15 protein-coding genes are annotated in these 13,707 nt (G+C 60.7%); 11 read left to right on the top strand and 4 right to left on the bottom strand.

Annotated features, from left to right (window positions below; all coding sequences use genetic code 11):
• Nucleotides 1-31: 31 nt before the first annotated feature.
• The 11 genes from rplQ to AC6GQJ_RS07565 all read left to right on the top strand — a co-directional run bounded on the left by rplQ (nt 32) and on the right by AC6GQJ_RS07565 (nt 10,847).
• A complete protein-coding gene (gene rplQ / locus AC6GQJ_RS07615; protein WP_500773368.1) occupies nt 32-451 on the top strand; it encodes a 50S ribosomal protein L17 in 420 nt (139 codons plus the stop codon).
• A 124-nt stretch (nt 452-575) separates the two neighbouring features.
• Entirely contained in the window at nt 576-1,952 is a 1,377-nt protein-coding gene (locus AC6GQJ_RS07610) for a trypsin-like peptidase domain-containing protein (protein WP_500773366.1), read from the top strand.
• Nucleotides 1,953-3,257: a replication-associated recombination protein A gene (locus AC6GQJ_RS07605; protein WP_500773364.1), complete on the top strand. Its 1,305-nt coding sequence runs from the start codon at nt 1,953-1,955 to the stop codon at nt 3,255-3,257.
• A gap of 90 nt (nt 3,258-3,347) precedes the next feature.
• A complete protein-coding gene (gene crcB / locus AC6GQJ_RS07600; protein WP_500773362.1) occupies nt 3,348-3,728 on the top strand; it encodes a fluoride efflux transporter CrcB in 381 nt (126 codons plus the stop codon).
• Nucleotides 3,725-4,762 (top strand): RluA family pseudouridine synthase, encoded by a 1,038-nt coding sequence (locus AC6GQJ_RS07595; protein WP_500773360.1) that lies wholly within the window; start codon nt 3,725-3,727, stop codon nt 4,760-4,762. Before crcB ends, AC6GQJ_RS07595 begins: the two co-directional genes overlap by 4 nt.
• Nucleotides 4,762-5,433 carry an HAD-IA family hydrolase gene (locus AC6GQJ_RS07590; RefSeq protein WP_500773358.1) on the top strand — a complete coding sequence of 224 codons (672 nt, stop codon included), beginning with the start codon at nt 4,762-4,764 and terminating at the stop codon, nt 5,431-5,433. The genes AC6GQJ_RS07595 and AC6GQJ_RS07590 overlap by 1 nt, the downstream gene beginning before the upstream one ends.
• Nucleotides 5,430-6,143, top strand: coding sequence for an ATP12 family chaperone protein (locus AC6GQJ_RS07585; RefSeq protein ID WP_500773356.1), 714 nt, complete (start codon nt 5,430-5,432; stop codon nt 6,141-6,143). The genes AC6GQJ_RS07590 and AC6GQJ_RS07585 overlap by 4 nt, the downstream gene beginning before the upstream one ends.
• 219 nt (nt 6,144-6,362) lie before the next feature.
• Nucleotides 6,363-7,382 (top strand): amino acid ABC transporter substrate-binding protein, encoded by a 1,020-nt coding sequence (locus AC6GQJ_RS07580; protein WP_500773354.1) that lies wholly within the window; start codon nt 6,363-6,365, stop codon nt 7,380-7,382.
• A gap of 162 nt (nt 7,383-7,544) precedes the next feature.
• On the top strand, nt 7,545-8,759 hold the full coding sequence (locus AC6GQJ_RS07575) for an amino acid ABC transporter permease (RefSeq protein ID WP_500773352.1): 1,215 nt from the start codon (nt 7,545-7,547) through the stop codon (nt 8,757-8,759).
• A 3-nt stretch (nt 8,760-8,762) separates the two neighbouring features.
• Entirely contained in the window at nt 8,763-10,061 is a 1,299-nt protein-coding gene (locus tag AC6GQJ_RS07570) for an amino acid ABC transporter permease (RefSeq protein WP_500773350.1), read from the top strand.
• Nucleotides 10,062-10,076: 15 nt separating this feature from the next.
• A complete protein-coding gene (locus AC6GQJ_RS07565) occupies nt 10,077-10,847 on the top strand; it encodes an amino acid ABC transporter ATP-binding protein (RefSeq protein WP_500773348.1) in 771 nt (256 codons plus the stop codon).
• A 26-nt stretch (nt 10,848-10,873) separates the two neighbouring features.
• On the opposite strand, the gene AC6GQJ_RS07560 is transcribed toward AC6GQJ_RS07565, so the two are convergent.
• The 4 genes from AC6GQJ_RS07560 to argB form a co-directional block, all read right to left on the bottom strand.
• The gene (locus AC6GQJ_RS07560) at nt 10,874-11,368 is read right to left on the bottom strand and encodes a SixA phosphatase family protein (protein ID WP_500773346.1); all 495 of its coding nucleotides are present in this window, start codon (nt 11,366-11,368) and stop codon (nt 10,874-10,876) included.
• Nucleotides 11,365-11,979 (bottom strand): ferredoxin, encoded by a 615-nt coding sequence (locus AC6GQJ_RS07555; RefSeq protein ID WP_500773344.1) that lies wholly within the window; start codon nt 11,977-11,979, stop codon nt 11,365-11,367. Before AC6GQJ_RS07555 ends, AC6GQJ_RS07560 begins: the two co-directional genes overlap by 4 nt.
• Nucleotides 11,976-12,770, bottom strand: coding sequence for a sterol desaturase family protein (locus tag AC6GQJ_RS07550; protein WP_500773342.1), 795 nt, complete (start codon nt 12,768-12,770; stop codon nt 11,976-11,978). The genes AC6GQJ_RS07555 and AC6GQJ_RS07550 overlap by 4 nt, the downstream gene beginning before the upstream one ends.
• Before the next feature lie 71 nt (nt 12,771-12,841).
• A complete protein-coding gene (argB, locus tag AC6GQJ_RS07545) occupies nt 12,842-13,705 on the bottom strand; it encodes an acetylglutamate kinase (RefSeq protein WP_500773340.1) in 864 nt (287 codons plus the stop codon).
• Between the last annotated feature and the right edge of the window lie 2 nt (nt 13,706-13,707).

Here is a 13,707-nt window from a genome sequence, read left to right as displayed (position 1 = left end):
CCCGTAGAGGGCACATCTAGGAGACTAAAACATGCGTCACGCACGTGGTTACCGCCGCCTGAACCGTACACATGAGCACCGCAAAGCGCTGTTCAGCAACATGGCAGGCTCGCTCATCGAACATGAGCAAATCAAAACAACTCTGCCCAAGGCCAAAGAACTCAAGCCGATCGTTGAAAAACTGATCACGCTGGCCAAACGTGGCGATCTGCACGCCCGCCGTCAGGCCGGTGCGAAGCTGAAAGAAGAACAGTACGTTGCCAAACTCTTTGACATCCTCGGCCCCCGTTATGCTGAGCGTCAGGGTGGTTACGTCCGCGTTCTGAAAGCGGGCTTCCGCTATGGCGACATGGCGCCAATGGCGATCATCGAATTCGTTGACCGCGACCGCGATGCGAAAGGCGCTGCCGACAAAGCACGCGTTGCCGCCGAGGAAGCTGCAGACGAATAAGCATCGCTTTTGATGCTAAGTGATTTGAACCCCTCGCCATTGTGCGGGGGGTTTTCTTTTGTGGGTCTGTTATAGGCCGACATCTCTTGTAATCCTCGTTGCGCATTTGCATATTTTTGGAACAATGAAATACATCCTCGCCTTCCTGATCTGTGTTCTTCCCGTTGCTGCTGTGGCGCAGGAAAAACTGCCTGAAAGTCGCGCTGAGATAGCGTTGAGCTTTGCGCCGCTTGTGCGTGAAACGGCGCCGGCGGTTGTAAACATCTATGTGAAATTCGTGACCCAAACGCGCCAGCGCACGTCTTTTATGGACGATCCGTTTTTCGAGCGTTTCTTTGAAGGTTTCGCGCCGCCTGAGCCGCGGGTGCAAAACTCGCTGGGGTCGGGGGTGATCCTGTCTGCGGATGGCATCGTGGTGTCGAATTACCATGTGGTCGGGCAGGCGACGGATATCCGTGTGGTTCTGAATGACCGGCGCGAGTTCAGCGCCAAGGTTTTGCTGGCCGATGCCGAAAGCGATCTGGCGATCTTGCAACTGGAAGGAGCAGAGGATTTGCCGTTCCTGCCATTGCGGGACAGTGACACAGTCGAAGTGGGTGAGTTGGTGCTGGCCATCGGCAACCCCTTTGGTGTCGGTCAAACGGTGTCGTCGGGGATCGTGTCGGGCCTTGCACGGTCGGGCGGGGCGAATGGTGGCGGTCAGGGCTATTTCGTGCAGACCGATGCGCCAATCAATCCGGGTAACTCGGGCGGGGCGTTGATTGATATGTCGGGCCGCTTGATCGGAGTGAATACGCGTATCCTCAGCCGTTCTGGCGGGTCCAATGGTATCGGTTTTGCTATTCCGTCGGACTTGATCGAGGCAGTCGTGCAGCAGGCCGAGGCGGGCAATGACCGGTTTGTGCGGCCATGGGCCGGTGCAACGGGGCAGGTGGTGGATGCCGATCTGGCGCAGATGCTGAACCTTGACCGTCCGGGCGGGATCATCATCGCGGGGCTGCACCCTGCGAGCCCCCTCGGCGAAGCTGGGTTCGAGGTCGGCGATGTGGTTCTGGCCGTGGACGGCGAAGAGGTACACAGCCCTGGTGAGATGTTGTTCCGCATGGGCCTTGCTGCGGGCGAGGGTAGCGCCGTTGTCACCCGCCTGCGGGACGGTGAAACAGCCGATCTGACCGTGGTGATGATGCCGCCGCCCGAAGATCCGTCGCGCGACGCGATCACTCTTGGCGATGACGCCGCTCTGCCGGGGTTGAGCGTTGCGCGGATCAATCCAGCAGTGATTGCCGAGATGGGTCTGCCGCTGGGGGCGGACGGCGTGATCGTGACCGATCTGGGCGCTTTGGGCGCGCGTGTCGGTTTGCGCGTCGGGGATATCCTGCAAGTGATCGACCGGCGCGAGATCCTTGCGCCGCAGGATGCGGCGGATGCGTTGGAGAAAGCGCGGCGTGGAACCACGGTGCGCGCTTTGCGGCGCGGCGGTCGTGTAGTCTTGCGGTTCTAGATGGCGGATCTTTTTGCCTCTGACCCGCCGCCGGATGCGGGTCGCCGTCCACTTGCCGACCGTTTGCGCCCCAAGACGCTGGGCGAGGTGATCGGGCAGCGTCAGGTGCTTGGCCCCGACGCGCCCTTGTCCGTCATGCTGGGGTCGGGGGCGTTAAGTTCACTTGTCTTCTGGGGGCCACCCGGTGTTGGCAAAACGACGATTGCGCGCCTGCTGGCCCATGAGACTGACCTGCATTTCGTGCAGATCAGCGCCATCTTCACCGGCGTACCGGACCTTAAAAAAGTGTTCGAGGCCGCGCGCATCCGTCGCCAGAACGGTCAGGGTACGCTGTTGTTCGTGGACGAGATCCACAGGTTCAACAAGGCGCAGCAGGACGGGTTCCTGCCGCATATGGAGGACGGGACAATCCTGCTGGTCGGGGCGACGACCGAGAACCCGAGTTTCGAGCTGAACGCCGCTGTGCTGAGCCGCGCGCAAGTGCTGGTGCTTGAGCGGCTGGACACGGGCGACCTTGAGTTGATGGCGCAGCGGGCCGAACAGGAACTGGGCATCACGCTGCCATTGGAAGCGGATGCACGGGCGTCCCTGCTGGACATGGCCGACGGCGACGGGCGCGCCTTGCTGAACCTGATCGAGCAGGTTGCGGCATGGAAGGTCGATGGTGCTCTGGACCGTGACACATTGTCGGCGCGGCTGATGCGGCGTGCGGCGCAATACGACAAGTCTGGCGACGGGCATTACAACCTGATCTCTGCGCTGCATAAATCGGTGCGGGGATCGGACCCTGACGCGGCGCTTTACTGGTTCGCGCGCATGCTGGAAGGCGGGGAAGACCCGCGATTTCTGGGCCGTCGTCTGACGCGCATGGCGGTTGAGGATATCGGCCTTGCCGACCCGCAGGCGCAATCGGTTTGCCTGCAAAGCTGGGAAACCTATGAGCGTCTTGGCAGCCCAGAGGGGGAGTTGGCCCTTGCGCAGGCGGTCGTTTACCTTGCGCTGGCGCCGAAATCCAACGCGACCTATGTCGCCTACAAAGGCGCACGCCGCGCGGCCAAGATGACCGGATCGCACCCGCCGCCCAAACATATCCTGAACGCGCCAACGTCCCTGATGAAAGAGCAAGGCTATGGTACCGACTATGCCTATGACCACGACGCTGAAGACGGGTTTTCCGGTCAGAACTACTTTCCCGACGGGATGGAGCGGCCGGACCTCTACCAGCCGGTTGAGCGCGGGTTTGAACGCGATCTGAAAAAGCGACTTGATTATTTTGCGCGGCTGCGGGCCAAGCGGAACAGCTAGGGCCGCGCGCCGTGGCGTTCAGCGGCATCATAGGGGGCTTCGGGTGAGCGCAGAGTTGACTCTTGGCCCTATTCGCGTGACAGACCGCCCATGATCTCAACCCTTTCTCTTGTGGCCCTCGGCGGGGCAATTGGCGCATCCTTGCGTTGGCTGACGGGCGTGGCTGTGCTGCGCGCGCTTGGGCCGTCCGACTTTCCGCTGGCCATCCTGACCGTCAACGTCATCGGGTCGTTCCTGATGGGGGTGTTTGTTGTGGTCGCCGCGCAGCGCGGTCTGACCCATCTGTCGCCTTTCGTGATGACGGGACTGTTGGGCGGGTTCACCACATTTTCAGCTTTTAGCCTTGAAACCATGACCCTGATCGAACGCGGGCAGGTGACACAGGCGGGGCTATATATCCTGTTGTCCGTCGGTTTGTCGGTGGGCGCATTGGCATTGGGCCTGATACTGGCCCGAGGAGTATTCGCATGAGCGGCGTCCAGACCATTACCGTGACCGAGGATGAGGGCGACCAGCGCCTTGATCGTTTCTTGAAACGCCGCTTTCCGCAGCTGAGCCAGGGCATGATCGAAAAGATGTGCCGCAAGGGCGAATGCCGTGTGGATGGGGGGCGCGTGAAATCCAACTCGCGGGTCGAGGAAGGGATGCAGGTACGCGTGCCGCCGATCCCCGACAGCCGCGCGCCCGCCGTGGTGCGCACAGGCGTGTCCGAGGCCGATACCAAGCTGATCCAGTCCTGCGTTATCTACCGAGACGACCATGTGATCGCGATCAATAAACCTGCAGGCCTGCCGACCCAAGGTGGATCGGGCCAGACACGCCATGTGGATGGCATGGCCGAGGCGCTGATGTTCGGGTTCGAGGAAAAGCCGCGCCTTGTGCACCGTCTGGACAAGGACACATCGGGCGTGCTGCTGCTGGCCCGAACGCGGCTGGCGGCAAAGGCGCTGACCACGGCCATGCGCCACCGTGAAACGCGCAAGATCTACTGGGCCTTGGTGGCCGGTGTGCCGACCCCCTATTTGGGCGAGATCAAGTATGGTCTGGTCAAGGCGGGCGGGCGCGGCAAGGGCGGTGAAGGCGAAAAGATGATCGCCGTACACCCGCGCGAGGTTGAAGCGACACCCGGTGCCAAACGCGCCAGCACCCTTTATGCCACCCTGTTCCGCGTCGCGTCGCGTGCCGCTTGGGTCGCGATGGAGCCGATCACGGGCCGGACGCACCAGCTGCGCGCCCATATGGCCGAAATCGGTCACCCGATCATTGGCGATGGCAAATATGGCGGCTCGGGTCAGGAAAACCTTGGCGATGGCTGGGGCGCGCAACTGGGCGGCATCATCAGCAAAAAGTTGCACCTGCATGCCCGCATGATGCGGTTCGAACATCCGCATACGCGCAAACCCATCACGATCACGGCCCCGATGCCCGACCATATGGCGGCCAGCTGGGACACGTTCGGCTGGACAGAGGACCTTGCTGCAGAAGACCCGTTCGAGGCGATCTGATGACGCAGCCGTTGCGACTGGTGATCTTTGACGTGGACGGCACGCTGGTGGACAGTCAGGCCGACATCATCGCCAGCATGACCTGTGCGTTTCAGGATGCGGGTTTGCCCGTGCCTGCGCGCGACACGATCCTTAGCATCGTGGGCCTGTCTTTGGATGTGGCCATAGCGCGCCTTGCGCCTGATGCGGACGTGCCGCGCATGGTCGCGACCTACAAGGATGCCTATGCGCACTTGCGCCGGACCAAGGGCGCGGCGTCCTCGCCGCTTTATCCCGGTGTGCGTGATGTGCTTGATCACTTTGCTGCGCAGGATGATCTGCTGCTGGGCGTTGCCACGGGCAAATCCAAGCGCGGTCTGGACAGCCTGATCGAGGCGCACGGGCTGGAGGGGCTGTTCGTTACTCGTCAGGTCGCGGATTTCCACCCGTCCAAGCCCAACCCGTCGATGATTAGGGCCGCGCTGGACGAAACGGGCGTTGCCGCCGCTGACGCGGTGATGATCGGCGACACCACTTACGACATGGATATGGCACTGAATGCAGGCGTTGCGTCGATCGGGGTCACATGGGGTTATCACCCGCGCACACACCTGGCGCAGGCGCACCATGTGATCGACGAGGTCGCGCTGCTGCCCGCAACAGTGGACAAGGTTTGGGAGGCTCGAACATGAGCGAATGGAAACAGAAACGGTTCTGGACCGAGGTCACAACGCAATCCGGCGACGCGGGCTGGTCCGTGCAACTGGACGGGCGGGCGGTGAAAACGCCGGCCAAGACGGCGCTGTTGCTACCGACCGAGGCACTGGCGCAGGCGGTTGCGGCGGAATGGGATGCGCAGGATGGCGTGATCGACCCGCTGTCGATGCCGTTCACCCGCTCGGCCAATGCCGCGCTGGACAAGGTTGCGGTACAACACGCCGAAGTGGCGGATATGCTCGCCGCTTACGGTGATGCGGACCTGCTGTGCTATCGCGCCCATGCGCCGACCGAGTTGGTCGAGCGTCAGGCCGAAATCTGGGATCCTTACCTCGAATGGGGGGCGGATGTTCTGGGCGCGCGCCTGTACCCACGCACCGGCGTCATTCACGAATCACAATCCTCCGAGGCGCTCGCCATCCTGTCGAAACAGGTTCACGCGCTTGATCCGTTCCAGCTTGCAGCCTTTCACGATCTTGTCAGCCTGTCTGGGTCGCTGATCCTCGGTTTCGCCGCAGCCCAAGACTTGCACCCGGCGCCTATCATTTGGGCGGCCAGCCGCGTGGACGAGAACTGGCAGGAAGAACAGTGGGGCGAGGACGAAGAAGCGCAAAGACAGGCGGAAATCAAAAAATCCTCTTTTCTTCATGCCAAAGCGTTTTGGGACGCCGCACGCCCGTCCTGATCGGGTCTGTGTGGAACACCGGTTTTTGATGCCTAAAAATGTGGCTTGAGGGGCAGGCTCCGGCGACGTCGCCCTTGACGTTTCGGCGCGATTGCGCCCACAGTAACGACCACTGGATGGGGATAAACCCTGTCTGGATCGCCTCCGGTACGGGTCAACACTCGTTCTCGTGCCGGTCGAACCGTCAAAATATGGCGGAAAATCAGGAAGAGGTAACTAATGAAAAAATCCGTATTCTTTGGCGCGCTCACCGTCGCCGGCCTGACAGCCGGTGTTGCGGCAGCTGGCACGCTTGATGATGTGAAAGCACGCGGCAAACTGAACTGCGGCGTGACAACTGGTCTGGTCGGCTTTGCCGCGCCTGACGCGAACGGCGAATGGGACGGGTTTGACGTTGCGGTTTGCCGCGCTGTTGCAGCCGCCGTTCTGGGTGACGGCAATGCTGTGGAATTCGTTCCTACAACCGGCAAAACACGCTTTACCGCTTTGGCGTCGGGCGAAATCGACATGCTGGCGCGTAACACCACATGGACATTCAGCCGCGACGTGGACCTGAAGTTCACCTTCGTTGGCGTGAACTACTATGACGGTCAGGGCTTCATGGTTCCCAAGGAACTGGGCGTATCCTCGGCCAAGGATCTGGACGGCGCGACTGTCTGCATCCAGACAGGTACAACAACCGAGCTGAACCTCGCGGACTTCTTCCGTGCGAACAACATCAGCTACGAGCCCGTGCCAATCGAAACAAACGCCGAAGCACAACAGCAGTACCTTGCCGGTGCCTGTGACGTTTACACAACCGACGCGTCCGGTCTGGCCGCGACACGTGCGACATTCGAAGCACCAGGCGATCACGTCCTGCTGCCCGAAATCATCTCCAAAGAGCCACTCGGCCCGCTTGTCCGTCACGGCGACGACGAATGGGGTGACGTGGTACGCTGGACCCTGAACGCACTGATCGCCGCAGAAGAGCTGGGCGTGACATCCGCAAACCTCGCAGAAATGTCTGGCGCAGCCGGTGGCAACCCAGAAATCAACCGTCTGCTGGGTACAGAAGACACACTGGGCGAAATGCTGGGTCTGGACGCCAAATGGGCGGCAAACGCACTGGCCGTTAGCGGCAACTACGGTGAGATCTTCGAAGCCAACATCGGTGAATCCACACCGATCGGTCTGGCACGCGGTCTGAACGCACAGTGGACCGAAGGTGGTCTGCTCTACGCGCCTCCGTTCCGCTAAATCCTAAAGCGGGGGCGCAGGGTCAAACCTGCGCCCCTTGCACATTCCGGTGCAAGATCGTTGAGAACAACGGCGCAGACACCTCCTACAGCCAACAACAAAAACCGGCCGCGTGTGACTTGATCGCGTAAAAGCCAGAGGCCGGCATACGGGGACCACTTGATGACAACGATAACCGACCCTCCTCAGGGCGCGTTCCGCCTGTCGATGCTGATCAACGACACGCGATACCGATCCTACACATTCCAGTTCATTGCGCTGATCGCCCTGATCGCAGCGTTTGCATATCTCGGGTCGAACCTGTTTGCGAACCTCAGAGCGGCGGGCCTGAACATCTCGTACAACTTCTTGGGCAATTCGGCTGGCTATGACATCAACCAGACGCTGATCGACTATAACAGTCAGTCCTCGAATGCGCGGGCTGCTGTGGTCGGCATTCTGAACACGCTGCTCGTCGCCTTTCTTGCCTGTGTGACAGCCACTATTTTCGGCGTGATCGCAGGGGTGCTGCGCCTGTCCAAGAACTGGCTGGTCAGCAAGCTGATGGCTTTTTACGTCGAGATCTTCCGCAACATTCCTGTTTTGATCTGGATCATCATCATCTTCACCATCATGACAGCCGTCCTGCCGGGGCCACGGGAATTCCGTGGTGATACGCCGTCTGCGACGATGCTGTTTGATGCCTTTGCCTTCACCAACCGTGGCATCTATATCCCCGCGCCGGTATGGGGGGCAGGGTCGCTGGTGGTTGTTGCGACCTTCCTTTTGTCCATCGTCGGTGTCTTTGCCTATCGCCGTTATGCGACGAACCTTTTGTATGAAACCGGCAAGCTGCTGCCCACAGGCTGGCCAAGCATTGCAATCCTGCTGGTGCCGTCGATTGTCGTCTTCTTCATCATGGGATCGCCCATCGGGCTGGAATACCCCGCGTTGAAAGGCTTCAACTTCGCTGGTGGCATCAAGATCGGCGGACCGCTGATCGCGCTGTGGTTTGCCCTGTCGATCTATACCGGTGCCTTTATTGCGGAAAACGTGCGCGCGGGCATTCAGGCGATTTCCAAAGGTCAGACAGAAGCTGCGGGCGCCCTTGGCCTGCGGTCGGGCCGGATCATGAACCTTGTGGTGCTGCCACAGGCGCTGCGGGTCATCATCCCGCCGCTGATCTCGCAATACCTCAACATCACCAAGAACTCGTCCCTCGCCATCGCTGTCGGTTACGCCGATGTGACGGCGACGCTGGGTGGGATCACGTTGAACCAGACGGGGCGCGCCATCGAATGCGTTTTGCTGTTGATGCTGTTCTATCTCACGATCTCCCTGTGCATCTCGGCGATTATGAACGTCTACAACAACGCCGTTAAGCTGAAGGAGCGCTGAGCCATGTCAGATACGCATGCACATTCTGTCGCTTTCGTTCGCACCGAAACCATCCCGCAGGCGGACCCGCCTTTTGTGACCTCGGGGCCGACCAAATGGGCCAAGGACAACCTGTTCTCGACGCCCGCCTATACGGTGCTGACCCTGCTGTCGCTTTACGTGATCTACCTGATCCTCAAGGCCATCGTGCCATGGGTATTCAACGGTGTCTGGACAACGTCCAGCCTGTCGGAATGCCGCGAGGTTCTGGACGGGGTCGCGGGGGGCTGTTTCTCGGTCCTGACCGAACGCTGGAACCAGCTTTTGTTCGGGTTCAAATATCCGACGGACCAGTACTGGCGGCCTTTGCTGACCTTCGTGCTGTTCTTCTTTGCCGCAGCGCCGGTGCTGTTTTTCAAACTGCCCCGCAAGTTGCTGGCGTTTACAGCGCTGTTCCCGTTCCTTGCCTACTACCTGATCTGGGGCGGCACGATCCTGACGCCACTGGTGGCGCTGGTCGGTTTCGTTGCGGGTTATCTGGTCTATGGCCGTCTGGTATCGTCCAACTTTGCCGCCGGTTTCTTTGGCGGTGTGGTCGCTGCCATCGTGGTGTGGTTCATCGGTGGTCTGCTGATCCCTGATGACGCGAGCGCCACGGCCATGTTGCCAGCAGTGCCTTCGCGCGATCTGGGTGGCTTCATGCTCAACATGATGCTGGGCGTTGCCTGTGTGTCACTGTCGGTGCCGCTGGGTATCGCGTTGGCACTGGGGCGTCAGTCGCACATGCCGCTGATCAAATGGATTTGCGTGGTCTTCATTGAATTCATCCGTGGCGTGCCGCTGATCACGCTGCTGTTTGTGGCGTCGGTGATGCTGGCCTATTTCTTCCCGCCCGGCACGACAACCGACCTGTTCCTGCGCGTGGTGATCATGATCACAATGTTCTCGGCGGCCTATATCGCCGAGGTGATCCGCGGCGGCCTCGCGGCCCTGCCACGTGGCCAGTACGAGGCGGCAGACAGCCTTGGCCTTGATTACGCGCAAGCGATGCGCCTGATCATCCTGCCACAGGCGCTGAAGATCTCGATCCCGGGCATCGTGAACGTGGCGGTGGGCCTGTTCAAGGACACCACACTCGTTTCGGTCATCTCGATGTTCGATTTGGTCGGCATGATCCGTGGTCCCATCCTCGCCTCGACCGAATGGAACGGGGTTTACTGGGAATTGCTCGGCTTTGCCGCGCTTCTCTTCTTTGTCGTGTGCTACGGCATCTCTCAATACTCGCAGTGGCTGGAACGCCAACTCGCGACCGATCACCGCTGATAAGGAGTGGCTGACATGGCTGAAAAAGCAGTAGAAATGAGCGTTTCCGACGAAGTTGCCATTTCCATCGAGAAAATGAACAAGTGGTACGGCACCTTCCATGTGCTGCGGGATATCGACCTGACTGTTTATCAGGGCGAGCGGATCGTGATTGCGGGCCCTTCGGGGTCGGGTAAATCGACCCTGATCCGCTGTATCAACGCGCTGGAAGAGCACCAACAGGGCCGGATCACGGTGGATGGCACGGTTCTGTCTTCGGACGTCAAGAACATCGACAAGATCCGTTCCGAGGTTGGCATGTGCTTTCAGCACTTCAACCTGTTCCCGCATCTGACCATTCTGGAAAACTGCACGCTGGCGCCGATCTGGGTACGTAAAACACCCAAGAGAGAAGCCGAAGAGATCGCGATGCACTTCCTTGAGAAGGTGAAGATCCCCGATCAGGCCGACAAATACCCCGGCCAGTTGTCGGGCGGCCAGCAGCAGCGTGTAGCTATCGCGCGTTCCTTGTGCATGCGTCCGCGTATCATGCTGTTTGACGAACCCACGTCGGCGCTTGATCCAGAAATGATCAAGGAAGTGCTCGATACGATGGTGGAACTCGCCGAAGAAGGCATGACCATGCTGTGCGTCACGCACGAGATGGGCTTTGCCCGTCAGGTGGCCAACCGCGTGATCTTTATGGACGAAGGCCAGATCGTCGAACAGAACGAGCCGGAAGAGTTCTTTAACAACCCGCAAAGCCCGCGGACCCAGTTGTTCCTGAGCCAGATCCTCGGCCACTAAAATCGTTCGGGCGGACGCGTTCGCCCTTACGCCATCACCTCGCGCGGGATCGCGAAGTCTATCGGCTGGCCACTGTGCCAGCCGATTTTGTTCCAGCCCTCGGTATCGAACCTGATGACCGTGACCGCGCCGGTCGGATAGTCGGTAAAGCGTGCGTGGTTCGGGGGCTGTGTAACCAGCCGGTCGGCAAATTCCGCAATGCCCGGATTGTGGCCCAGCATCAGGACTTTCGCCGCGGTCTGGGCGCGCAGTACATCAAACATCCGTTCGGCCCCCGCATGGTACAGCGCGTCCGTATAGTGCACGGGTATATCCAGCGCCAAGCCGTCAAAGGTCTGCCGTGTGCGGGTACTGCCGGAACTGACGGCGCTGTCGGGCACATGGCCGTTGCGGCGCAACCAGTCGCCCATCGCCGTGGCCGAGGCGCGACCGCGTTGGTTCAGCGGGCGTTCGTGATCGGACAGGTCCGGATCGTCCCACGCGGATTTCGCGTGGCGCATCAGGATCAGGGTGCGGGTCATGGGTGGAATGCCTTCATATGGAATGCGGATTGCGTGTCTTCGCGGCCAAAGCGCTGGCTGACAGGGCAGGCGCGGCGCACTTCACATCCTAGCGTCATGCAACGCTCGCCTGCGGGCGTATCAAGGAAGGCCTTGCACGCAGGCACATCATAGGCAGCATCCGCGTGCAGCGCCCTCACGGGGCAGGCAGAGACGCAGGGGTGTGTGGCGCAGGCCTCACAAGCGCTGGGCGCGGCAGGGACGTCTGTATAGGGCAGGGGCAGCTCCAGCGCGCCGCGGATCGATATCATAAGGCCCGCCGTGTCGTGCACCATCATGCCCGTCGGGCTTTGCCAGAACCGCCCCGTGGCCAGGGCCCACGCGATAAAGGGCGAATAGGGCGGCCCGTCTGACGGAAACACCGCTTGTGCGCCGATGCGGTCGGCCAGCGCGCAAAGGATACGCTTGGACCAGCGATCAATCGGGTCGGGAAGCGTGTCGTTATATTCGTCGCTGTGGGTAAATACTTCCCACCAGTCCGCATCGGTGCCGATCAGAACCCGATGGCCCGTGTGGCCCATCACCATCAACCCGTGCGGCGCGACGGCCTGCGCAATCTCGGTCGGCGTCATTTCCGTGCGAACGGCAGGCCAAGGGACCAGCCCAAACGGGCAGGGCGGTCATCCTGCCATTCCAGCCCCACCTTCATCTTGTCATGGCCCGCGGCGGGCTGCGCGATATAGGTGCCGAACATGCGGTCCCAGATCGACAGGGAGAAGCCGTAATTGCTGTCATGCTCGCTGCGATGCACCGAATGGTGCACGCGGTGCATGTCGGGCGTCACCAGCACGCGCCGCACGATCGCGTCGAGCCACAGCGGCAGGCGGATATTGGCGTGGTTGAACATGGCGGTGCCGTTCAGGATGATCTCGAACAGGATGACAGCCACGGCCGAAGGGCCAAGCAGATACACGACGCCGATTTTCAGGATCATGGACAGGCCGATCTCGACAGGGTGAAAGCGGATCGCGGTGGTCACATCCATGTCCACATCGGCATGGTGCACACGGTGCAAGCGCCACAGCAGCGGCACTTTATGCGTGATCAGATGTTGCGCCCAGATCACGAGATCAAGGATCAGGATCGCCACGACCACCTCGATCCATTGCGGGAGGTTAACCAGATTGAACAGGCCCCAGCCCTGCGCCTGCGCGTCCACCGCCGCACCGACGGCAAGCAGGGGAAGCGCCAGTGCCATCACGCGCAGCAGCACCGTGTTCGCTATGGTAATGCCCCAGTTCGTCACCCACCGCTTCGACCGTTTCTGCGAACGCACACGGCGCGGCATCAGCGTTTCAGTCGCGGCAAGGATTGCGAACAGGCCCAGAAAGACGCCAAAGCGAATGAAGACTTCGTTTTCCATACGCTGACTGTAGCGGACGGGCGCATCAGGGCAATGTGGTTGAACGACACATTTGCGTCACTGCAAGTGCGTTACTGCGGGCGGATGATCGACCCTGCACCATGTTCGGTGAACAGTTCCAGCAGGCAGGCATTGGGTGCACGACCATCAAGGATCACGGCAGCGCGCACGCCGCCTTCAAGCGCATCCAGCGCGGTCTGCGTCTTGGGGATCATGCCGCCCGCGATGGTGCCATCGGCGACCATTTCACGGATCTGTTCGGCCTTGAGTTCCGTCAGTACTTCGCCCTGCGCGTTCTTGACCCCTGCCACATCCGTCAGCAGCAACAAACGGTCCGCCTTAAGAGCGGCGGCAATGGCCCCCGCCGCCGTGTCGCCGTTCAGGTTATAGGTCTCGCCATTGCGGCCCATGCCCAGCGGGGCGATGACGGGGATGATGCCCTTTTCTGCAAAGTCGCGCAGCAGTTTCGGGTTCACCTCGGTCGGGTGGCCGACAAGGCCAAGCTCGGGGTTTTCCTGATCGCAGATGATCAAACCGCCATCCTTGCCGGACACGCCAACCGCAACACCGCCCTGTTCGGTGATCGCCTGCACGATGCGGCTGTTCACCACGCCGGACAGGACCATTTCGACCACTTCCATCGTGGCCGCGTCGGTGATCCGCTTGCCGTTCAGAAACTCGGATTTGATGTTCAGACGGGTCAGCATGTCGTTGATCATCGGCCCGCCCCCATGGACGATGACCGGATTGACCCCGACCTGCCGCATCAGGGCCACATCGCGCGCGAATTCATCCATCGCCTCGTCGCTGCCCATGGCGTGACCGCCCAGCTTGATCACGACAGTGGCGTCCACAAACCGCTGAAAATAGGGCAGGGCCTCGCTCAGCGTGCGGGCGGTGGCGATCCAGTCGCGATTCATATTCTGTTTTCTCATTT

The sequence above is a fragment of the Tateyamaria sp. 7Alg 36 genome, assembly GCF_059882455.1.
Note: the sequence above shows the minus strand (reverse complement) of the source record. Positions and strands in the feature narration are given on the sequence as shown.